Annotated in this window: 11 protein-coding genes; 5 read left to right on the top strand and 6 right to left on the bottom strand. The window is 68.3% G+C overall.

Annotated elements, in window-relative coordinates; genetic code table 11:
• Positions 1-75: 75 nt before the first annotated feature.
• Positions 76-3,216 (top strand): Rne/Rng family ribonuclease, encoded by a 3,141-nt coding sequence (locus ACEN8I_RS02120; protein ID WP_413325796.1) that lies wholly within the window; start codon positions 76-78, stop codon positions 3,214-3,216.
• Positions 3,217-3,407: 191 nt separating this feature from the next.
• On the opposite strand, the gene ACEN8I_RS02115 is transcribed toward ACEN8I_RS02120, so the two are convergent.
• Genes ACEN8I_RS02115 through hemC form a run of 4 tightly spaced genes read right to left on the bottom strand, consistent with a single transcriptional unit; the run spans position 3,408 to position 7,696 of the window.
• Positions 3,408-4,697: a heme biosynthesis HemY N-terminal domain-containing protein gene (locus ACEN8I_RS02115; RefSeq protein WP_413325794.1), complete on the bottom strand. Its 1,290-nt coding sequence runs from the start codon at positions 4,695-4,697 to the stop codon at positions 3,408-3,410.
• 25 nt (positions 4,698-4,722) lie between these two features.
• A complete protein-coding gene (locus ACEN8I_RS02110; protein WP_413325792.1) occupies positions 4,723-5,877 on the bottom strand; it encodes a uroporphyrinogen-III C-methyltransferase in 1,155 nt (384 codons plus the stop codon).
• The gene (locus ACEN8I_RS02105) at positions 5,874-6,701 is read right to left on the bottom strand and encodes a uroporphyrinogen-III synthase (RefSeq protein ID WP_413325790.1); all 828 of its coding nucleotides are present in this window, start codon (positions 6,699-6,701) and stop codon (positions 5,874-5,876) included. Before ACEN8I_RS02105 ends, ACEN8I_RS02110 begins: the two co-directional genes overlap by 4 nt.
• A complete protein-coding gene (gene hemC / locus ACEN8I_RS02100) occupies positions 6,701-7,696 on the bottom strand; it encodes a hydroxymethylbilane synthase (RefSeq protein WP_413325788.1) in 996 nt (331 codons plus the stop codon). Before hemC ends, ACEN8I_RS02105 begins: the two co-directional genes overlap by 1 nt.
• An 83-nt stretch (positions 7,697-7,779) precedes the next feature.
• On the opposite strand from hemC, the gene ppc reads away from it, so the two are divergent.
• From ppc to ACEN8I_RS02080, 4 genes are all read left to right on the top strand, one after another.
• A complete protein-coding gene (ppc, locus tag ACEN8I_RS02095; protein ID WP_413325786.1) occupies positions 7,780-10,665 on the top strand; it encodes a phosphoenolpyruvate carboxylase in 2,886 nt (961 codons plus the stop codon).
• 805 nt (positions 10,666-11,470) lie between these two features.
• Positions 11,471-11,746 carry a hypothetical protein gene (locus tag ACEN8I_RS02090; RefSeq protein ID WP_413325784.1) on the top strand — a complete coding sequence of 92 codons (276 nt, stop codon included), beginning with the start codon at positions 11,471-11,473 and terminating at the stop codon, positions 11,744-11,746.
• Positions 11,747-11,750: 4 nt separating this feature from the next.
• Entirely contained in the window at positions 11,751-19,898 is an 8,148-nt protein-coding gene (locus ACEN8I_RS02085) for a GH36-type glycosyl hydrolase domain-containing protein (protein WP_413325782.1), read from the top strand.
• Between the two features lie 186 nt (positions 19,899-20,084).
• On the top strand, positions 20,085-20,702 hold the full coding sequence (locus tag ACEN8I_RS02080) for an ATP-binding cassette domain-containing protein (RefSeq protein WP_413325780.1): 618 nt from the start codon (positions 20,085-20,087) through the stop codon (positions 20,700-20,702).
• 154 nt (positions 20,703-20,856) lie between these two features.
• Here ACEN8I_RS02080 and ACEN8I_RS02075 read toward each other — a convergent pair whose 3' ends face one another.
• Together ACEN8I_RS02075 and ACEN8I_RS02070 are read right to left on the bottom strand one after the other, a co-directional pair.
• Positions 20,857-21,456 carry a tRNA-uridine aminocarboxypropyltransferase gene (locus tag ACEN8I_RS02075; RefSeq protein WP_413325777.1) on the bottom strand — a complete coding sequence of 200 codons (600 nt, stop codon included), beginning with the start codon at positions 21,454-21,456 and terminating at the stop codon, positions 20,857-20,859.
• A complete protein-coding gene (locus ACEN8I_RS02070) occupies positions 21,449-22,231 on the bottom strand; it encodes a TerC family protein (RefSeq protein ID WP_413325775.1) in 783 nt (260 codons plus the stop codon). The genes ACEN8I_RS02075 and ACEN8I_RS02070 overlap by 8 nt, the downstream gene beginning before the upstream one ends.
• Between the last annotated feature and the right edge of the window lie 49 nt (positions 22,232-22,280).

Raw genomic sequence — 22,280 nt, 5'->3', positions numbered from 1 at the left:
CGTTGGCCCATTTTGGGCATGTGATTGATGTTCGAGACATGACATCAAAACGAAGAACGATAAGGAAGGCTACCCATGAAACGGATGCTGGTAAACGCCACTCAGGCTGAAGAACGCCGCCTGGCGATCGTCGACGGACAAAAACTCCTCGACTACGAAATTGAAATCGAAGGGCGCGAACAGCGCAAGGGCAACATCTACAAGGCCGTCGTCACGCGCGTCGAGCCCTCGCTGGAAGCCTGCTTCGTCGACTACGGTGAAGACCGCCACGGCTTCCTGCCGTTCAAGGAAATCTCCAAGCAGTACTTCGCCCAGGGCGTGCCTGTCAGCCAGGCGCGCATCAACGACGTCATCAAGGAAGGCCAGGAACTGCTGGTCCAGGTCGAAAAGGAAGAACGCGGCAACAAGGGCGCGGCCCTCACCACCTTCGTCTCCCTGGCCGGCCGCTATGTGGTCCTGATGCCCAACAACCCGCGCGGCGGCGGCGTGAGCCGGCGCATCGAGGGCGACGACCGGGCCGAGCTTAAAGAAGCGATGGACCAGCTCGAGTACCCGGGCGGCATGAGCATCATCGCGCGCACCGCCGGCATAGGCCGCAGCGCTCCCGAGCTGCAGTGGGACCTGAACTACCTGCTCAAGCTCTGGACCGCCATCGACGGCGCCGGCAAGGGCGGCAAGGGCGCTTTCCTGATTTACCAGGAATCCAGCCTGGTGATCCGCGCCATCCGCGACTACTTCAACAGCGACATCGGCGACATCCTGTTCGACACCGACGACGTCTACGAGCAGGCCAAGCAGTTCATGGCCCACGTGATGCCCGAGCACGAGCACCGCGTCAAGCGCTACCGCGACGACGCGCCGCTGTTCAGCCGCTTCCAGATCGAACACCAGATCGAGTCGGCCTATGCCCGCACCGTACAGCTGCCTTCCGGCGGCGCCATCGTGATCGACCACACCGAGGCCCTGGTCTCGGTCGACGTCAACTCGGCCCGCGCCATCAAGGGCGGCGACATCGAGGAAACCGCCACCCGCACCAACCTGGAAGCCGCCGACGAAGTCGCGCGCCAGATGCGTTTGCGCGACCTGGGCGGCCTGATCGTCATCGACTTCATCGACATGGAAGAGTCGCGCAACCGCCGCGACGTGGAAAACCGCCTGCGCGACGCGCTGCGCCAGGACCGTGCCCGCGTGCAGTTCGGCACCATCAGCAAGTTCGGCCTCATGGAAATGAGCCGCCAGCGCCTGCGCCCGGCGCTGTCCGAAGGCGCGTCGATTCCCTGCCCGCGCTGCGGCGGCTCCGGCCATATCCGCGACACCGAAAGCTCGGCGCTGCAGATCCTGCGCATCATCCAGGAAGAGTCCCTCAAGGACAGCACGGCCTCGGTGCTGTGCCAGGTACCGGTCGACGTGGCCTCCTTCCTGCTGAACGAAAAGCGCTCCGAGATCGCCAAGATCGAAGTCAAGCAGCGCATCAACGTGCTGCTGGTGCCCAACAAGACGCTGGAAACCCCCAACTACCGCCTGGAACGCCTGAAACACGACGACCCGCGCCTGGACAACATCGCCGCCAGCTACAAGATGGCCGACGAAATCGAGGACCCGACCACCGTCACGCGTCGCAGCCAGGAAAAGCACAACAAACAAGAGCCGGTCATCAAGGGCGTGCTGCCCGATGCGCCCGCCCCAGTGGCACCGCCCAAGCCGGAACCCGTTGCGCATGCGGCGGCGCCCAAGCCGGCTGCCCGCCCCGCACCTGCGGTGGCGGCACCCGCTGAAAAAGGTTTCTTCGGCTGGATCAAGAGCCTGTTCGGCGGCGCCGAAGCGCCGGCCCCGGCGCCTGCGGCCAAGGAAGTGAAAAAAGACGAACGCGGCGAAGGCCGGCGTGAAGGCCGTGGCGGTGAAGGCCGCGGCGGCGAGCGCTCCGATCGCGGCGGTGAGCGCGGCGGCCGTGATGGCCGGCGCGGCGGCCGTGGCCGCAGCGAAGGCCGTGGCGGCGAGGGCCGCAGCGCTGAAGGTCGTGGCGAAGGCCGCGAGGCACGCCCCGAAGGCCGTGGTGAGCGTGGTGAAGGCCGCGGCGGCGAGCGCCGCGAACGCAATGCCGAAGGCCGCCAGGAACGGCCGGCCGGTGAAGCCCGCCCCGAAGGCGCGGGCGAGCAGCCGCGCGGCGAGACCCCCAACCGTGAAGGCCGCGAAGGCGGCCGCAACCGCCGTGAACGCGGCGAGCGCGGCGGCGAACGTGGCGAGCGCGGTGAACGCATCCAGCGCGACGCCGTCGAGCAGGACCTCGCGTTGGCCAACCAGGCCGCCATGGCAGCAGCCATGGGTGGTGAAGCCGCCGAGCCGCGCCAGGAGCGCGCACCCCAGGACGGCGAACGCCAGGCCAACCGCGAAGCACGCGGCGAGCGCGGCGAAGGCCGCCGTGGCGACCGCAACGGCCGCCGAGGCGAGCGCCGCGGCAGCGACCGCCCGGAAGGCACCGAAGGCCAGAATGCCGGCACCGGCTTCAACCCCGAGGCCACAGCGGCACCCGTGCTCGACGAAGCCGGCAATCCCGTCGCTCCCGTGCAGAACGGCCAGGGCGACGAGCAACGCCAGCCGCGCGAACGCCGCAGCCGCGACCGTTATGGCCGCGACCGCCGCGAACGCAGTGAGAACGGCGAACGCGGCGAGCAGCAGCCCGCCGAAGGTGTCGACGCCGGCCAGACCGGCTTCGCGGAGCCTCAGCAGCAACCGCAAGTCCGCGAAGAGCGCGCGCCGGAAATCGTCGCTGACTACGCGGCACCTGCGGCACCCGCGGCACCTGCGGCCGCTGTAACGCCCGCAGCGCCTTTTGTGCCTGAAGCGGCGCCAGCGCCAGCGCCCGCGCCCGCCTACACAGCCCCCGTGGCCGTTGCCGCACCGGCGCCCGCAGCTGCGGCGGCAGCGCAGCCCGCATCGGCCACCGCACCCATCAGCCTGCCCAAGGTCCAGTCCTACGCACTGCCTCTCGATGAACTGGCTCAGGTAGCCCAGTCCTCGGGCCTGCAATGGGTGAACTCCGACGCGGCCAAGATCGCAGAAGCCAAAGCTGCCATCGCTGCCGAGGTCAAGCCGGTGCATGTGCCGCGCGAGCGCCCACCGCTGGTGGTCGCCGACGAAGGCCCGCTGGTGCTGGTAGAGACCCGGCGCGACCTGGGCGCCATGAAGCTGCCTTTTGAGCAGCCAACCGGCCAGTAAGCCATAACGCCCCCTTGAAAAGGCCCGCAAATGCGGGCCTTTTCTTTAGGTTTTTCTCTTTGAGTGTGCTCTTTGAATGATCGGCATGGAGCCCGCTTATCTGCGGGCTGGCCGCCTGGTGCGTGGGAATGGAATGGATTGACCGCGCACAAGCCAGGGCAGGCGCTCAACGCGCAAGCCAGTCAGAACGCTTAAATCTGCGCGGCGCGCTTGTAAGCCTGCGCGGCGGCGGCTTCGTCCTCGCGCTGCTCGGCCAGCACGGCCAGCGCGCGCCAAGCATTGCGGTGCAGCGTCACGTCCTGCAGGGCCGGCGCAGCCTGCGACAGCAGCTGGCGGGCCTTGCCCCAGAGCTGGCGGTTCAGGCAGGCCATGCCCGCCAGGTATTGCAGGTTGGCGTCGCGCGGCCGGCTCAGCTGCGCCGTTTCAATGCGCGCCAGCCAGGCGGCGTCCAGCGAATCCAGGCCGGCTTCCAGCACGCCGATCAACTTGATACGCAGGTTGTCGCCTATGTCCGAGCGCGGCTGCATCATCGCGTCCCAGACCGTCAGCAGCCAGTTGCGCGCGAGGTCCGGCTCGCCGTGCAACGCCATCAGTCGCGACGCGGCATGCACCACCAACTCGGGCATGGCGCGCTCGCTTTGGTCGAGTGAAAGCCAGGCCTGCTGCAGTTGCACCGGGTCATGCGCGTCGTTAAGCAGCTCCAGCGCCAGGCCGCGGATGATGCTCTGCGCCGCCGCCTGTGAAAACGCGCGGTGCTTGGCCAGCAGGCGCGCGGTTTCCAGCGCCTGCGAAGTCTGCCGCGCGTGGCGCGAGGCACGCAACTTCATGCGCAGGGCCAGCGTGCGGCGCGAGGCGCCCTGCGGCAGCTGGGCCAGCCAGTCGAGCGCGGCGCCCGCATCGCGGTCGTCCAGCGCCCACCGCGCCGCGCGGAACTGCACGCCCTCACGCACTTCCTGCGCATGGCGCGGCGCCGAGCTTTTCAGCGCCTGGCGCAGGTGCTGGTCGCGCAGGCCCTTGTTCTGCAGCGACTGCGCGGCCTCGGCCACCAGCAGATGGGCCAGCGCGCGCAGCTGGGCGCCGCGGCTGGAACTGTGGCCGGTCACGTGGCTGTAGTGGTCGGCCAGCGGGCGCAGGCTTTTTTCCTGCGCCAGCGCGTTCTGCGCCGATTTGGTCGAGCGTATATAGCGCCCGGCCAGCAGGTGGGCCAGCGAGTCCATGAGGGCGCCGTACATGGCGCGCTCTTTTTGCTGGGCGCGCCAGCGACGCGCCTCGGCCGGCAGCGAGAACACCGCCGACACCGCGCGCAGCGCCAGGTAGAGCACAAAAAACAGCGCGGCCAGCAGCATCACCGCCAGGTTGAAGGAAATATCGACCCGGTGCGGCGGCCAGAAAACAGTCACCACGGCCTGGTTGTTGCCCGCGAACAGCGCCACGGCAACCGCCACGCCAAAAAGGGCCAGTAGCCAGAGGGCGGCGCGCATGCGTGTGTCCTGCCTTTGCGAAGAATCAGCGGCCCGCGGCCGCCGTGGCCAGCGCGGCCATGGTTTCGTCAAGGCGCGGCAGCTCGCTGGACTTGAGCTGGCCCTGCACCTGGGCCAGCAGCTGGGCCGCGGCCTGGGTCTTGCGCGAGGAAGGGTCGAAGTATTTGCCCAGCCAGGCGCTGGCGCTGGCAAGGTCGGTACGCACCGAATCGCTCTGGCGCGACAGCAGGGCCAGGCGTGCATTGAGCAGTCGCAGCTTCAGGTTTTCGCGCAGGAAGAAGGACTGCTCGGGCGACAGCAGGGCCGCCTCGGGCTGCTCGATGCGGCTCACGCGAAGCAGCTTGCGGGCTTCCTCGCGCAGGTTGTCCAGCGTGCGCTGCGACCAGGCGCTCAGCGAAAGTTTGTCGAACATCCCTTCCGAAGGCTTGTCGACCACCGGCGCGCTGGCGCGTGCGGCCGGGGCGGTCGCGGCCAGGGTGGGTGCAGCACGCAAGGGACTGTTGGCCACCATGGCATTGGCCACCGGCAGGTCGTCGGCCAGGCGGGCCAGTTCGTCAAGCTTGAGCATCAGCACCGGCACGTCGGTCAGCGTGGCGGCCTTGATGCGATCCATGTCACGGGCGATGGCGCGCTGCAGCGGGTTCAGCCGCGGCTGCGCGGCGCGCGCCAGGCGCTGGTCGGCCGACCTGAGCGCAGCCAGCAGCGGTTCGGCACTCCCGGTGAGCTGGGCCTGCTGCTGCGCAAGGCGCAGCGCGGACTCGACGTCCACCACCAGGTTCTCATCCCGCGAGCGCGACAGGCTTTGCATCAGTTCTTCAAGCTGCGTGCGCTGCAGGCTGACTTCGCTGATGCGGGTTTCCTGGATGGCCAGCCGCGCCGAGAGTTCGCGCGTGGCCTCCTGGGCCTGGCGCGCCAGCGCGCGCGCTTCGATGGCCTGCGCGCCGGAGTCCAGGCTGCGGCGGGCCAGCTCTTCCTGGATGGTGCCGAGCTTTTGCCACAGCAGGCCGCTGGCCAGCAGGCCGCCGGCCGCCAGCGCGGCCACCAGCAGCGCCCACTTGCGCGGCACCAGCCAGTTGTCGGGCGCCGTGACGTGCGGCTCGGCCACCACCAAAGCGCGCTCCAGCACAGGCTCCTTGTCGGGCGTGGAAGGCGTGGGCTGGGCTATGTGGGGATCGCTCATGGATGAAGAGATTCTATCGAGGCCAATGTCTCCCTGATGTCCGTCAGGGCGGGGCGTGACGCCACAACAACACCCCAGCCTGCGGCGCGCACCGCATCCACAATGCGTGGATGCGTCGCCACCGCGCGGGCGCCGCGCCAGTCGACACCGGCCAGCGCCGGCTCGCGAATGAGGTTGGCCAGCGCTTCCGAACTGCTGAACAGCCACACCGAGCCGTCCGCGCTGGCGGCGCGCGCGCGCGCCAGCTGCGCTTCGCTGAGCTGGGGCGCGCGGCGCTGGTACACGCCGACAAAATCCACCTGCGCGCCGGCGGCCTCCCACTGGCGGGCGATCCAGTCGCGCCCCGACGATACCGCGCTGCCCGCGGCGTCCGGACTTTCACCCCGCACCACCAGCACGCGCTTGCCCCGCCAGTCGCGCCGGCCTGCCACGGCCCACAGCGCCTCTGAATCAAATTGTTCGGCGTCCACACCCGGCGCATCGACCTGCGCGCCAGGCACGCCCGCGGCCAGCAAGGCCGCCACGGTGCCGGGCCCAGGCGCCATCAGGCGCAGGGACGGCGGCAATCCTCCCGCCAGGGGGGATTTGAAAAAATACGCCACCGCATTGCCGCTGACAAACATGCAGGCCGCGTAGCGGTCCAGCGTTTGCCAGGCCTGCGCCAGCGCGCCGGTGTCAAGCGCGGCTGCGATATCGATAAGAGGCAGCGCTTCGGCCGCGAAGCCGGCCTGCCGCAGCTCGCGCACCCAGTGCTGCGCGTCCGCCGCGGGGCGCGTCACGATGACGGGGGCCGCACCGGCCGCAGGCGCCGGCATGGGAGGCATCAGGCCTGGCCCTTGCCGGCCCAGACTGCGCCGCCGGCGCGCAGTCGCGCCGCCACGGCCTCGCCCAGCGCCTCGGCCTCGGCGAAATCGCGCACCTGGGCGCTCTGCTTCACCTGCACAAGGGGCGCCAAGGGGGCAGCATTGCCGGACGGGGCCTCGGCCGTGGCCGGGTCGCCCCAGGCCGCGCTCAGCTGCATGCTGCCGCCCGCCGCCGCGCCTTGCGTAAAGGCCGCCAGCGGCATGGAGCAACTGCCGCCCATGGCGCGCGAAACCGTTCGCTCGGCTGTCACGGCCAGCCAGGTCGGCTGGTGCGCCAGCGTGGCCAGCGCGGCCAGCAGGTCGGCGCGGTCGGCGCGCACCTCGATGCCCAATGCGCCCTGCCCCGCGGCGGGCAGCATCTGGGCCGGTTCAAAGGTGGCGCGTATGCGCGATTCCAGCCCCAGGCGCTTCAGGCCCGCGGCCGCCAGCACGATGGCCTGGTACTGGCCTTCGTCGAGCTTGCGCAGGCGCGTGTCCAGGTTGCCGCGCAGCGGCTGTATCACCAGGTCGGGCCGCAAGGCCTTGAGCAGCACCAGCCGGCGCAGGCTGGAGGTACCCACCACCGCGCCCTGCGGCAAATCGGCCAGGCCGGCGAATTGGTTAGACACAAAAGCATCGCGCGGATCCTCGCGCTCCAGCACGCAGGCCAGCGCGAAACCCTCGGGCAGGTCCATGGGTACGTCCTTGAGCGAATGCACGGCGATGTCGGCCCGGCCTTCACTGAGCGCCACCTCGAGCTCCTTGACGAACAGGCCCTTGCCGCCGACCTTGCTCAGCGAACGGTCCAGGATCTGGTCGCCCTGCGTGGTCATGCCCAGCAGCTCGACGCGCCAGCCCAGGCGCGACTCGAGCAAGGCCTTCACATGCTCGGCCTGCCACATCGCCAGGCGGCTCTCGCGTGTGGCGATGACCACCTTCTTCGTATCGGGGGGGTTGGATTCAGACACTGCGGACACTCGTAACCTGCTTGTAATACTTGGGGGGAAGTGAATGCTAGCATGCAGGGCTTGAGAACAAGCTTAAGAACTAGAGGGTAGAGATGGTCACTTCCGCGCGCGCCAAGAGGGTTCAACAACACGCCAGCGAGGGCGCCAGGGACGGCGCCGCAGCCGCCGCGCCCAAGGCCTCCACCCGCTCGCGGGACAACGAACGCCCCCTGGTGGAGGACATACGCCTCCTGGGCCGCATCCTCGGCGACGTGATCCGCGAACAGGAAGGCGTGGCCGCCTACGAGTTGATCGAGCAGGTGCGCAAGCTCTCCGTCGCCTTCCGGCGTGACGCCGACCAGGAGGCCGACAAGGCCCTCAAAAAGCTGCTCAAGGGCCTGTCGGGCGACCAGACGGTCAGCGTGATTCGCGCCTTCACCTATTTCAGCCACCTGGCCAACCTGGCCGAAGACCGCCACCACATTCGCCGCCGCGCCGTGCACGAGCGCGCGGGCGACACCCAGGAAGGCAGCATCGACGTGGCGCTGGCCCGACTGCGTTGGGCCGGCATCTCGACCCGTACCATCTCCAACACCCTCGCGCACAGCTTCGTCTCCCCTGTACTCACCGCCCACCCCACCGAGGTGCAGCGCAAAAGCATCCTGGACGCTGAACGCGACATCGCCCAGCTGCTGACCGCGCGCGACGACATCAAGGCGCTGGCCCTGGCCCACAACGCCGCCAAGGACGCCCTCACGCCGCGCGAACTGGCCGCCAACGAGGCCCAGCTGCGCGCCCGCGTCATGCAGCTGTGGCAGACCCGGCTGCTGCGCTTTTCCAAGCTCACCGTGGCCGACGAGATCGAGAACGCGCTCAGTTACTACGAAGCCACCTTTCTGCGCGAAATCCCCAAGCTCTACGCCAACCTCGAGCGTGAACTCGGCAACCAGCCGGTGCACAGCTTTTTGCGCATGGGCCAGTGGATAGGCGGCGACCGCGACGGCAACCCCAATGTCAGCGCCGAAACCCTCAACTACGCGCTGGGCCGGCAGGCCGAGGTGGCGCTGCGCCACTACCTGACCGAGGTTCACTTCCTGGGCGGCGAGCTCTCGCAGTCGGCCATGCTGGTCGATTTCAGCCCCGAGATGCGCGCGCTCGCCGAAAGCTCGCCCGACACCAGCGAACACCGCAAGGACGAGCCTTACCGCCGCGCCCTGACCGGCGTCTACGCCCGCCTGGCCGCCACCCTGAAAGAGCTGACCGGCGGCGATGCCGCGCGCCACGCCGTCGCGCCGCAGAACGCCTACCTGAAGTCCGAGGATTTCCTGGCCGATTTGCGCACCATAGAAACCTCGCTCCAGGCCCACCACGGCGAAGCGATCGTCGCCCAGCGCCTGCACCCGCTGATACGCGCAGTTGAGGTCTTCGGCTTCCACCTGGCCACCGTCGATTTGCGCCAGAGCTCCGACAAGCATGAGGAAGTGGTGGCCGAGCTGCTGGCCGTCGCGCGCATAGAAGCGAACTACGCCAAGCTCGACGAAGCCGCCAAGCGCGCGCTGCTGGTGGGACTGCTCAACGACGCGCGGCCGCTGCGCGTGGTCGGCAGGGACTACTCGGCCCATGCGCAAAGCGAACTCGCGATTTTTGAGGCCGCCCGCATCGCGCGCGCGCGCTTCGGCAAGGAAGCGATACGCCACTACATCATCAGCCACACCGAAACCGTCAGCGATTTGCTCGAGGTGCTGCTGCTGCAAAAGGAGGTCGGCCTGATGCACGGCACGCTGGACAGCAATGCCAGCAACGACCTCATCGTGGTGCCGCTCTTCGAAACCATCGAAGACCTGCGCAATGCCGCGCCCATCATGCGCGAGTTCTACGCCCTGCCCGGCATTGCCCAGCTGGTCAAGCGCAGCGGCGCCGAGCAGGACATCATGCTCGGCTATTCCGACAGCAACAAGGACGGCGGCATCTTCACCAGCAACTGGGAGCTTTACCGCGCCGAGATCGCGCTGGTCGAACTGTTCGATGTGCTCGCCAACTCGCACAATATTCAATTGCGCATGTTCCACGGACGCGGCGGCACCGTGGGCCGCGGCGGCGGCCCCAGCTACCAGGCCATCCTGGCCCAGCCCCCCGGCACGGTGCGCGGGCAGATACGCCTGACCGAGCAGGGCGAGGTCATAGGCTCCAAATACGCCAATCCCGAGATCGGCCGGCGCAACCTCGAAACCCTGGTCGCCGCCACGCTGGAAGCCACGCTACTGCAGCCGACCAAACCCGCAACCAAGGCCTTTTTGCAGGCCGCGGCCGAACTCTCGCAGGCCAGCATGGCGGCCTACCGCACGCTGGTCTACGACACCCCGGGCTTTACCGAATACTTCTTCAGCGCCACGCCGATACGCGAAATCGCGGAACTCAACATCGGCTCTCGCCCGGCTTCGCGCAAGGCCTCGCAAAAAATCGAAGACCTGCGCGCCATCCCCTGGGGCTTCAGCTGGGGCCAGTGCCGCCTCACGCTGCCCGGCTGGTACGGCTTCGGCTCGGCGATCTCGCACATGCTGGCCCAGGGCGGCACGCCCGCCGCGCGCAAGGAAGCCCTCGCCCTGCTGCAGAAAATGTACAAGCAGTGGCCCTTCTTTCGCACCCTGCTCAGCAACATGGACATGGTGCTGGCCAAGAGCGACCTGGCCCTGGCCTCGCGCTATTCCGAGCTCATGGGCGACGCGCGCCTGCGCAAAAAAATCTTCAGCACCATCGAAGCCGAATGGCACCTCACCGCCGAGGCGCTGGCCCTGATCACCGGCGAAAAACAACGCCTGGCCGGCAACGCCGCGCTGCAGCGCTCCATACGCCACCGCTTTCCCTACATCGACCCGCTGCACCATTTGCAGGTCGAACTGGTGCGGCGTTATCGTGCTGGTCAGGCGGACCAGCGCGTGCAGACGGGTATACATATTTCGATCAACGGGATCGCGGCTGGGCTTCGGAATACGGGGTAGGGCTTTCCTCCCTCTCCCTCCCTTTGCTAAGTTCTGCTGGCCGGGGGTTGCCCGGCGGCAACTCACTTTTCTTTTGCTTCGCCAAAAGAAAAGTAAGCAAAAGAAAAGGCGACCCTGGTGTCTGCGTCCCTCCGCTTCGCTACGGGCAACCTGCGGTGCTCGGTCCAGACGGGGTCTCGCTAAACTCGCTACGCTGCGCTTCGCTCAAACAACGCGATCCCTGATCCGTCTGGCCCTGCGCTCCTCGGCGCATCCACAAGGGGTGGGGACAGGAATACCAAACAGCCGAAAACCGAATGCCGAAAACCACAAGGACACGCCATGGCGTGTCCTTGTTTGTATTTGTCTTCTTGGTTTTCTGTCTTCTGTCCCCGCTCCCGATTGTCCCGTCCTGGCTGGGCCGAGGAGCGCAGAGACAAGCGGATCAGGGCAAAAACGTGTTTGAGCCGAAGGCGAGTTGTTTTTGACCCCGCTTGGCTCGAGCACCGCAGGTTGCCCGTAGCGTAGCGCAGGGGACCCAGACTGCGGGTCGCCTTTCTTTTGGGTACTTTTCTTTGGCGAAGCAAAGAAAAGTGCCTCGCCCGCCGGGGCGAGTCCCGGCCAGCAGCCTCAGAAAAAACACTTGCCGCCGGGTTAGCAAACCATAGGGGTATTCGAGAAGCGCATACTCCCCCGTTGTGTAGGCTTTGTCCTAGACAAACTCCAGCGTCTTCCGATGGCACCTTGCGGTGCCGGGTCTTAGCATGGTGCTAGAAGCTGTTCATGGCCCCGTTTGGATCGTGAACGGCTTCTTGAACTCGGAGCAATGCCGCATTCCGCACGCATTGCCCACCCCAGCCCGGAGCGCAAAATCATGACCACTTTGGAGATCATGGCCGACACACCGTCGGCCATTCATAACGATTTTGTTTCCACCGACGCCGCTGACCTGGCGTCGCACATGGACCAGTGCGCGCATTCGCGCGGCCGTTTCTTTACGCTCCAGAGCGGGCTGCAGTCCGCGCATTCCGTGGTTTCGCCGCGCATCGTGACGGTCGCGCTCATCATGGCGATCTGTGTCGGCCTGCTTGCCCTAGCCTGAGCGTGTGACTACGCCGGTCATAGAGCGGCTGGACACTTTAAGCGCCTACGCCCGGCAACTTCTCGCCTCCCCCCGCGGCGACATCCAGCAACCCATACGCGCCGAATTGTTCGGCGCCCAGCGTTTTGAGGAACACGGCCGCAGCCTGGCCGCGGCGCAAAGCGTGTTGCCCGCCGGCAGCACCGGCACCGGCCCGCCGTTTTTTCCGCGCGTGCAGGAAAACATCGCCGCCATACGCCTGGCCTACGACTACATCGCGCTGACCTCGCGCAGCGGCCACTACGTCACACCGGCCGCCGAATGGCTGCTGGACAACTTTCACCTGGTCGAGGCGCAGCTGCAGCAGATTCAGGACGGCGTTCCCCACCGCTACTACGCCGACCTGCCCAAGCTGGCCGACAAGCCGCTGCAGGGCCTGCCGCGCGTCTACGGCATCGCCTGGGCCTATGTGGCGCACACCGACAGCGTGCTCGACCCCGTCCTGTTCACCGCCTTCCTGCACGCCTACCAGGAAGTCAGCGAGCTCAACCTCGGCGAGCTCTGGGCCCTGCCCACCACCTTGCGCGTGGTTCTGCTGGAAAACCTGCGCCGCATGGCCGACCGCATCGCCTGGAACAAGGTCGCGCGCGAGGTCGCCCATGCCGCCTGGGACAAGGCCGAAGCACTGAGCCTGCGCGAGCTCGACGAGCTGCTGGCCCTGATGCAGGCCCACGGCCTGGAGCGCAGCTACCTGACCCAGCTCTGGCAGCGCATGCCGGCCGGCCATCCCGAGCCCGACGCGCCGCCACCCCTGCCGCTGGTGCGTTGGGCCGCGCAGCACTGCACCGACGCCCTGGGCATGATAGGTGAGGGCCAGACCGTGCAGGTGGCCGCCAACCTCACGGTCGGCAACATCATCACCACGCTGCGGCTCATAGGCCAGGTCGAATGGGCGGAACTGATAGAGCCCGTGAGCCACTCGCTGCAGGTGCTGCGCCGCCTGCCGAGTTTTTCGCGCGAAAGCGAGATCACGCGCCAGCAGATCACGCGCGCCATGGAAAGGCTGGCGCAGCAGTGCGGCAAGTCCGAACGCGCCGTCGCCGAAGCCGTGCTGGCCGCCGCGCGCCAGCCCAATAACTCCATGGTCGCGCGTACCGCCGGCTACTACCTGATAGGGCCCGGCCGCCCGCTGCTCGAGGCCGCGCTGCGCCCATCCACCGGCCCGCGCAAGCCCCTGCCGGCCGCCGGGACGCCGCTCGCCTGGCGCCTGCCGCTGTTCGCCGCGGTGTGGTCCGCCGGCACCGCCGCGCTGCTGGCCTGGGCCGCGCATCCGCTGGCCGAGCTGCCCTGGCCCGGCTGGGTGGCGGTCCTGCTCATGGCCTGGCCGGCCTCGGAAGCTGTGGTCGCGCTGATGCACCGGCTGATCGCCGAGTCCACCCGCATACAGCCGCTGGCCCGCCTGGACTTCGGCGCCGGCATACCGGCCGAGCACCGCGTGCTGGTGGTCATTCCCTGCATGCTCACGTCGACGGAGGCCAATGCCGAACTGGTACGCCGGCTGCAGCTGCACTGGCTGGCCTGCCGCGAGGCGCACGCGCAGTTCGCGCTGCTGAGCGACTGGGCCGATGCCGACACCGAGCGCGCACCCGGCGACCAGGCGCTGCTCGACGACGCGCTGGCCCGGCTGCGCGCCCTCAACGCCAGCTACCCGGCGGCCCCCGGCCAGCCCGCTCGCTTTGTGCTGCTGCACCGGCCGCGCAGCTGGTCGGCGACGGAGCGCCGCTGGATAGGCTGGGAGCGCAAGCGCGGCAAGCTCGAGATGCTGCTGCGGCACCTGGCCGAGCGCGCGGCCTCCCCCTTCACGCCCGTCGGCGCGGAGATGCGGCTGGCCGAAGGCACGCCATATGTGCTGACCCTGGACAGCGACACCGGCCTGCCCGCCGGCGCCCTGCGCGAACTGGTGGCGATTGCCGCCCACCCCCTCAACACGCCGCAAGTGGACCGCAAGAGCCGGCGCGTCGTCGCCGGCTACGGCATCCTGCAGCCGCGCGTGGCCACGCCCCTGCCGACGCGCCGCGAGCGCTCGCCCTTTCACAACCTGTTCGCCGGTCAGCGCGGCCTGGACCCCTACAGCAGCGGCACCTCCGACCTCTACCAGGATGTGTTCGGCATGGGCAACTTCACCGGCAAGGGGCTGCTGCATGTGCAAGCCGTGCACGCCGTGCTGGGCCAGCGCCTGCCCGAAGGCGCCATCCTGAGCCACGACCTGCTCGAAGGCAGCATCGCGCGCTGCGGTTATGCCGGCGACGTGGTGCTCATGGAGGACCAGCCGCACCATGCCGGCGTGGCCGCCTCGCGCGTACACCGCTGGACGCGCGGCGACTGGCAGTTGCTGCCGCTGATGCTGCGCGCCCGCACCTTCGGCATAGATGCCCTGGGCCTGTGGCGCATGGCCGACAACCTGCGCCGCTCGCTGGTCATGCCGACCGGCTTCGCGCTGCTGGCCTGGGTGGTCTTTACCGGGGCGCTACCCCTGCCGACCGCCGTCGCGCTCACCTTCATGGCGTTTCTGACTGGGCCTCTGGTGGGCGCGCTGGCCGGGCTGGTGCCCACGCGGCGCGGCATCGCCTGGCTGCATTTTTTCGACATCGGCGCACGCGACGTGGGGCGCGCCCTGGCGCAGGCGGCCTGGCAGTTCAGCCAGCTCGCGGTGCAGGCCGCGCTGCTGCTGGATGCGATCACGCGCGCGCTGTGGCGCATGGCCGCCAGCCGCCGGCGCCTGCTGCAGTGGACCACCGCCGCCCAGGCCCAGGCCTCGGCCCGCTACACGCTGGGCGCTTTTGTGCGCGGCCACGCGGGCGTGTCCGCGCTGTGCCTGGCGCTCGCCGTGGCCGCCTGCTGGAGCCCGCATCCGCTCATGGGCCCCGCGCTGTTTGTGCTGTGGGCACTCGCGCCGCTGGTCGCGTGGTGGGGCAGCAAACCCCAAGCGGCGGACCCGGACACCGCACCCCATGCCGCCGACCGCGACTACCTGCTCAAACTGGCGCGCCAGACCTGGAGCTTTTTTGAGCGCGTCGTCGGCCCAGAAGACCATCACCTGCCACCCGACAACCTGCAGATGGAGCCTGAGCCCACGCTGGCCCACCGCACCTCGCCCACCAACATAGGCCTGTACCTGATGGCCGCGGCCTGCGCGCGCGAGTTCAATTGGATCTCCACTGGCGAGATGATTGCGCGACTGTCCGCCACGCTGGACACCGTGGAGGCCCTGCCCAAGCACAAGGGCCATTTGCTCAACTGGTATGAAACCCGCACGCTGCAGGTGCTGCCGCCGGCTTATGTCTCCACGGTCGACAGCGGCAACTTCGCGGGCCACCTGCTGGCGGTGGCGCAAGCATGCAGACTGCTGGCCGGGCAGCCGGACACCGCCGGGGCCGAATGCGCACCGCTCATGCAGCTGGCCGGTCGCTGCGAACGACTGTGCATGGCCATGGACTTCAGCGGCCTTTACAGCGCCAAGCGCCACCTGTTCCACATCGGCCTGCGCGTGCATGAGCAGGCGCTGGACGCGAGCTATTACGACCTGATCGCCTCCGAGGCGCGCCTGACCAGCTTCCTGGCCATCGCCAAGGGCGACGTGCCGCGCCGCCACTGGCAGGCGCTGGGCCGCGCCTTCCTGACGGTGGGCGTCACGCCGGGGCTGAAATCCTGGTCGGGCTCCATGTTCGAATACCTGATGCCCTCGCTGGTCATGAGCGAACCCGATGAAGGCTTGCTGCATGTCTCGGGCCTGGCCGCCGTGAAAGAGCAGCAAGCCTATGGCCAATCCCAGGGCCTGCCCTGGGGCGTGTCGGAATCGGCCTATTTCGCGCAGGACCATACCCTGGCCTTCCAGTACTCGCCCTTCGGCGTGCCGCGCCTGGCCCTGCGCCGCACGCCGCCCACAGACCGCGTGGTCGCGCCCTATGCCAGCATCATGGCCGCCCAGTTCATGCCGCGCGAGGCCGCGGCCAACCTGCGCCAGCTCGAGCAGTGGGGCGCGCGCGGCGAATACGGTTTTGTCGACGCGCTGGATTTCACCGTCGCGCGCCAGCCCGGCGCGCAGGCCGTGAGCCTGGCCAACACCTTCATGGCGCATCACCAGGGCATGTCGCTGGTGGCGCTGTGCAACCTGCTGTGCGATGAAGCGCCGCGCCGCTGGTTCGCCTCGGCGCCGCTGGTGCAGGCCTTTGACTCGCTGCTGCACGAAAAAACCCCGCGCCAGATCATCGAGAGCGCCGACCCGCGCGTGCTGCCCGAACCCGAGGACGCCGCCGAAGCCCGGCTCTACCATTCGCGCGCGGTCGATCCCACGGCGCCCGGCTGGCAACCCACGCAGCTGCTGTCCAACGGCCGCTACAGCGTGGCGCTGCGCGCCAACGGCGCCGGCGTCAGCCGCTGGCGCAGCGGCAACCGCAGCTACAACATCACGCGCTGGCGCGACGATCCGCTGCGCGACGCCTGCGGCAGCTTCATCTACCTGCGGCCCGCCGGCCAGGACCGTGTCTCCTCGCTCACGCAGCACCCGGCGCCGCATCCGGACTGGCGCTACCAGGCCACCTTCCTGGCAGACCGCGTCCAGTACGAGATGGCGTCAAGCACGCTGGAGGCGACGCTCACCGTGCTGGTCAGCCCCGAGGACGACACCGAGCTGCGCACCGTCAGCTTGCGCAACATCTCGGATGCCGAGGTGACGCTGGAGCTCATTTCCTGCTTTGAGGCCGTGCTGACCGACCCGCGCGCCGACGAGGCGCACCCGGCGTTTTCCAATCTCTTCGTGCAGACCGAGTGGCATTCCGAGTGGCGCGCCCTGCTGCTGTCGCGCAAGGCCCGGCTGCAGGGCGACCCGGCCATGGCGGTGGCGCATTTCCTGGCCGACTCCGAGGCCAATGTGCGCGCCATCGACTTCATCTCGGACCGGCGCGCCTTCCTGGGCCGCAACCGCGGCGCCGGCGAGCCGGCCCTGCTGGCCGAAGCCCGCGACGAGGGCGGCGCGCCCATCAACGGCCTGGACCCGGTGGCCGGCCTGCGCGTGCGCATACGCATTCCCGCCGGCGGCCTGGCCCGGCTCAGCTTTGCCACCGCCGCCGCGGCCGACAAGGACGAGCTGGCCGCACGCATCGACAAATACCTGCAGCCCATGCACGTGGAGCGCGCCACCCGCATGGCCGCCACGCTGGCCCAGGTGCGGCTGCGCGACCTGGGCGTGGACCCCGGCGAGAACGCCGCGCTGCAGGACATCAACACCGCGCTGATGTACAGCTGCGCCCGGCCGGCGGCCGGTCGCGGCCTGATCGACCAGCGCCAGCTCTGGCGCTTCGGACTCTCGGGCGATAAGCCCATCGTGCTGGTGCTGATCCACTCGAGCAACGGCATGGCGCTGGTGCATGCGCTGCTGCGGGCCCAGCCCTGGTGGAGTTTTTGCGGCCTGGCCGCCGACGTGGTCATCCTCAACAGCGAGGCCAACTCCTACCTGATGCCGCTGCAGCGCGACATCCTCGCGCTGCGCGACCGCACGCTGCAGCAGGCCGAGAACAGTTTTCCGCGCAGCGACGCGGGCGGCTTTTTCCTGCTGCGCGAGCAGGAGATCGTGCCCTCCGAAAAAGCCGCGCTGACCGGCCTGGCCCGCCTCATCCTCGCCGCCGACGGCCGGCCGCTGGAGCAGCAGGCCGGCGCCCTGCAAGCCCTGGGCGGCGCGCCCAGCCGCGCCGGCACGGCCCCCGCCCCGCGCAGCCCGCGGGCGGCGCAGCTCCCGCAAACACCGCAGGGCCGCTTCGACCCGGCCACCGGCGAATTCCAGTTCGAGGCCGATGAGCTGCACCGCCCGCCGCGCCCCTGGGTCAACGTGATCGCCAACGCCTCCTTCGGCTTCCAGGTTTCGGAAACCGGCGCCGGCTACACCTGGGCCGGCAACAGCCGGCTGCACCAGCTCACGCCCTGGTCCAACGATCCGGTCACCGACCCCAGCTTCGAGCACTACCTGCTGCAGGACCTGGACACCCAGCAGCAGCTGCCACTCGGCGCCTCCGCCGAGGCCGGGGCATCCTGCCGCGTGCGCCACGGCCAGGGCTACAGCGTGTTTGAGCGCCTGCACGGCGCGCTCAAGGTGCAGGCCACCTGGTTCGCCGACCTGAAGGACGCCGTCAAGTGCGTGCAAGTGCACCTGCACAACCAGGGAAACGATGTGCGCCGCCTGCGCGCCCTGGCCATGGCGGAGTGGCAGATGGGCGCGGCGCGCCACGAACGCCGCACCGTGCACACCTGGCGGGCCAAAGACGCCGACCTCCATGCCGTCTTCGGCCAGCAGCGCGAAAGCCGCGCCGGCTTCGGCGGCAGCACCGCCTTCCTGGCGCTGGCCGGCCTGCCGGGCGCGCCGCAATGGACCTGCGACCGCGGCGAGTTTTTTGACGCGGCCGGTCGGTTCGCGCCGCCCGCCAACCTGGGCCGCAACGCCGCTGGCGGCATAGACCCCTGCGCCGCGCTGGCCGGCGATGTCACCCTGCAGCCCGGCCAAAGCCTCACGCTCAGCTTCGTGCTGGGCCACGCCGGCGATGCGGCACAGGCCGGGGAGCTGGCCCGCGCCTGGCAAGGCCGCGACACAGCCGCGGCGCTGGAGCAGGTCAAGGCTTACTGGACCGGCCTGCTGGGCAAGGTGCGGGTGCGCACGCCCGACCCGTTGTTCGACGCGCTGGTCAACCGCTGGCTGCTGTACCAGACGCTGGCGTCCCGGCTGTGGTCCAAGGCCGGTTTCTACCAGGCCGGCGGCGCCTTCGGTTTCCGCGACCAGTTGCAGGACGCCATGGCCTTTGCCCTGATCGAGCCTGGGCGACTGCGCCGGCAGATTCTGCTCAACGCCTCGCGCCAGTTCCCCGAGGGCGATGTACAGCACTGGTGGCACGCGCCCGGCGGCGAAGGCGTGCGCACGCATTTTTCCGACGACCTGCTGTGGTTGCCTTATGCCTGCGCCTGGTATGTCGCGGTGACAGGCGACACGGCCATCCTCGACGAAGAGCTCGCCTTCATCGACGGCCCGGCGATTCCCGAAGGTGCGGAAGACGCCTACTACGCACCGCAAACCAGCGCGCAAAGCGCCACGCTGTTTGAGCACTGCGCGCGCACGCTGGACCGCAGCCTGCCCACCGGCGCGCACGGCCTGCCCTTGATGGGCACAGGCGACTGGAACGACGGCATGAACCGCGTGGGCCATGAAGGCCGCGGCGAATCGGTATGGCTGGCCTGGTTTTTGTGCCGCGTGGCGCAGGACTTTGAGCCCCTGGCCCGTGCGCGCGGCGACACCCGCCGCGCCGACAGCTGGCTGGCCGCGCGCCAGGGCTGGATCAGCGCGCTGCACAAAGACGGCTGGGACGGCGCCTGGTTCCGCCGCGCGTTTTTCGACAACGGCGCGCCGCTGGGCTCCGCCGCCAACAGCGAATGCCGCATAGACCTGATCGCCCAGGCCTGGGCCGTGCTCTCCGGCGCCTCCCGCGACGAGTTCACCGTGCCCGCCATGCAGGCCATGAACGAGCAGCTCGTCGACCCCGAAGCCGGACTTTTGCGCCTGCTCACGCCGCCGCTGCAGCACTCGGCCAACAACCCCGGCTACATCCAGGCCTACCCGCCCGGCGTGCGCGAGAACGGTGGCCAGTATTCACACGCCGCCGTCTGGGCCATGATGGCCCAGGCCGCCACCGGCGACGCCGAGGCCGCGTGGGAGAGCTTCCAGGCCCTGAGCCCCGCGCACCGCAGCGAACACCCGCTGCGCGGCCCGGCCTACGAGCTCGAGCCCTATGTGATGGCCGGCGACATCTACGGCACAGCGCCCTACGTGGGCCGCGGCGGCTGGAGCTGGTACACCGGCTCGGCCGCCTGGCTGCACCGCGCCGCGCTGGAAAACATCCTGGGCCTGCGCGTGCAGCAGGGCGAACTCTCGCTGTCGCCCTGCGTGCCGGCGCACTGGCCCTCGTTTGAGATCGCCGTGGATGTGCAGGGCCATGCGCTGACGGTTCGCTGGCGGCGCGAAGGCGCGGCGGCTGAAGACGGCTTTCAGGCTGACCGCGTGATCGCGCCCGGACAGGTGGTCCTGCTCGCCGAATTGCCGGAAGCCGCGCGCCTGCTTGTGCAGGCTACAGGCTGACCGCCTCGGTAAACCTCGGTAAGCGTCAGCCGAGATACGGGCCCTTGACCTCGCCCCAGCCCCAGCGCGGCATGGGTGCATCGGGATCCACGGTGGCACCCGACTGCGAATTGATGACGGCCAGCCGCGAATTAACATTAGCGCCTGCATCCACCTCCTCAGGTAACTTCCACCCAACACCCCGCCGTGCTCATCATTAAAAACCTCAGCTTTCACTACCCCAATCCCAAGGTGGAACTCTTTGCCAACCTGTCCGCCGCCCTCCCGCCGGGCGTCACGCTGGTGCAGGGCGGCGACGGGCGCGGCAAGAGCACCCTGCTTCGCTTGATGGCGGGCGCCTTGGCTTCCGATGCGGGGCAGTTGCAGCTGAACGGCGTATCGCTGAAAGAGCAGCCCGAGGCCTATCGCCGGCAGCTGTTCTGGGTGGAGCCGCGCAGCACCGACTTCGACCAGCTCACGCCGCTGCAATATTTCGAAACCGTTGGTCGCCGCTACCCAGGTTTTGATGCGGATTCGATCGACTCGCTGGTCGAAGGACTGGGGCTGGAGCCGCATAAGGGCAAGCAACTCTTCATGCTGTCCACCGGATCAAAACGCAAGGTCTGGCTGGCTGCGGCGTTTGCTTCGGGTGCAGCGCTCTTGCTGCTTGACGAACCTTTCGCCGCGCTCGATGCGCCTTCGATTGCCTTTGTCAAAGAACAGCTTCAGGCTATTTCGACACAAGCCGGCCGCGCGGCGGTGGTCGCGGACTATGCGGCCCCAAGCGGGGTGACGCTGGCCGGTGTAGTGGATCTGGGCGATTAAGCAACCTAGCCTGAAAGCCTGGATCACGTTCCCGATTTAGCTCCTTCTCCCTTTGGGAGAAGGTTGGGATGAGGGCCGGCAGCGCATGATGCTGCTCCTTGCATAGTGGAAAGCCGTCGGCCCTCACCCCACCCTCTCCCAGGGGGAGAGGGAGTCAAGGCAGAAATGCCTGTTGCTGCGCCACAAAGCCGTCAAGGGCCTGGAGCAGCGGCTGGTACCTGCCGGCATCCCCTTCAAGCTGCGCGAGCGCCACGCAAGCCGCCTCCAGCGTGGACAGCTGTCCCGGCTTGTGGGCCTTGCGGATCAGGTAAGCCGACGCGCGCACGTCCTCCAGCGACAGGCGCGGCAGCCGCCGCAGCAACGGGTTGAGGTGCAGCATCTTGCGGCTCTTGCGCCAGGTCGCGTCCAGCACCACCAGGCGCACACGCGACGGGTCTTTGAGTCGCTCAAGGTCCAGGGCGGGCACTTCATCGTCCTGCGATGTGGGCGGGTATAGCAGCACCGTATAGGCAGGCGTTTCGGCCATCGCCGCGCGCAGCTCAGCCTCTTCAAATATTTCACCTGTCAGCATGCGGCTGCGCGGCAGACTCATATGCAGCAGGCGGCCGGTATTTTTGGCGTGGCCCGCTTCCAGGGGATGCTGCAGGATCAACACCTCGGCTTCATGCGCCACCGGCCTGATCCACTGGCAGATGCAGGCGCTTTGCGGCCGCAGGCAGGTGCCGCAGCGCGCGCGCCCGGCCGGCTCAGTCACGGGGACGAGGGCTGTCCGCCGCCTTGTCGCCTTCCGCCGAATAGGCGTTCCTCAGGTGCACGGGCTGGGCCGTCTTGCGCCGCATGCGGATGTTGAGCATTTCCACCGCCACCGAGAAGGCCATGGCGAAGTAGACATAACCCTTGGGCACATGGTGGTCCAGGCCTTCGGCAATCAGCACCACGCCCACCACCACCAGGAAGGACAAAGCCAGCATCTTGATGGTCGGGTGGGTGGAAACAAAGCGGCCTATGGCCGGCGCGAACAGCATCATGAGGCCGACCGAGGCGATGACCGCGGCGATCATGACCGCCAGGCTGTCGACCATGCCAACCGCGGTGATGATGGAGTCCAGCGAAAAGATCATGTCGACAATCATGATCTGCACGATCACGGCCGCGAAGGTGGCTTTGACGGTGCTGGAGGCGTGGCCTTCTTCACCTTCCATGGACTGGTGTATTTCACCTGTGCTCTTCCAGATCAGGAACAGGCCGCCCGCAATCAGGATCAGGTCGCGCCCCGAGATCTCCTGCCTGAACACGGTGAACAGCGGCTCCACCAGCCCGATGATCCACGACAGCACCAGCAGCAGGCCTATGCGCATGAACATGGCCATGAACAGGCCGATCTTGCGCGCCATTTCCTGCTTATCCCTGGGCAGCTTGTCGACCAGGATGGAAATGAAAATGATGTTGTCTATGCCCAGCACCAGCTCCAGCGCGGTCAGGGTGGCAAAGGCAATCCAGGCTTGCGGGTCTGTGAGCAGTTCCATCATGGGCATCTTTCCTGGCACCAGGCCATCAGCGGGTCCATCCCGCGCGCAG

Source organism: Polaromonas sp. CT11-55 (genome assembly GCF_047303325.1).
Lineage (GTDB): Bacteria > Pseudomonadota > Gammaproteobacteria > Burkholderiales > Burkholderiaceae_C > Polaromonas.
This window is presented reverse-complemented; position numbering and strand designations above follow the sequence as displayed.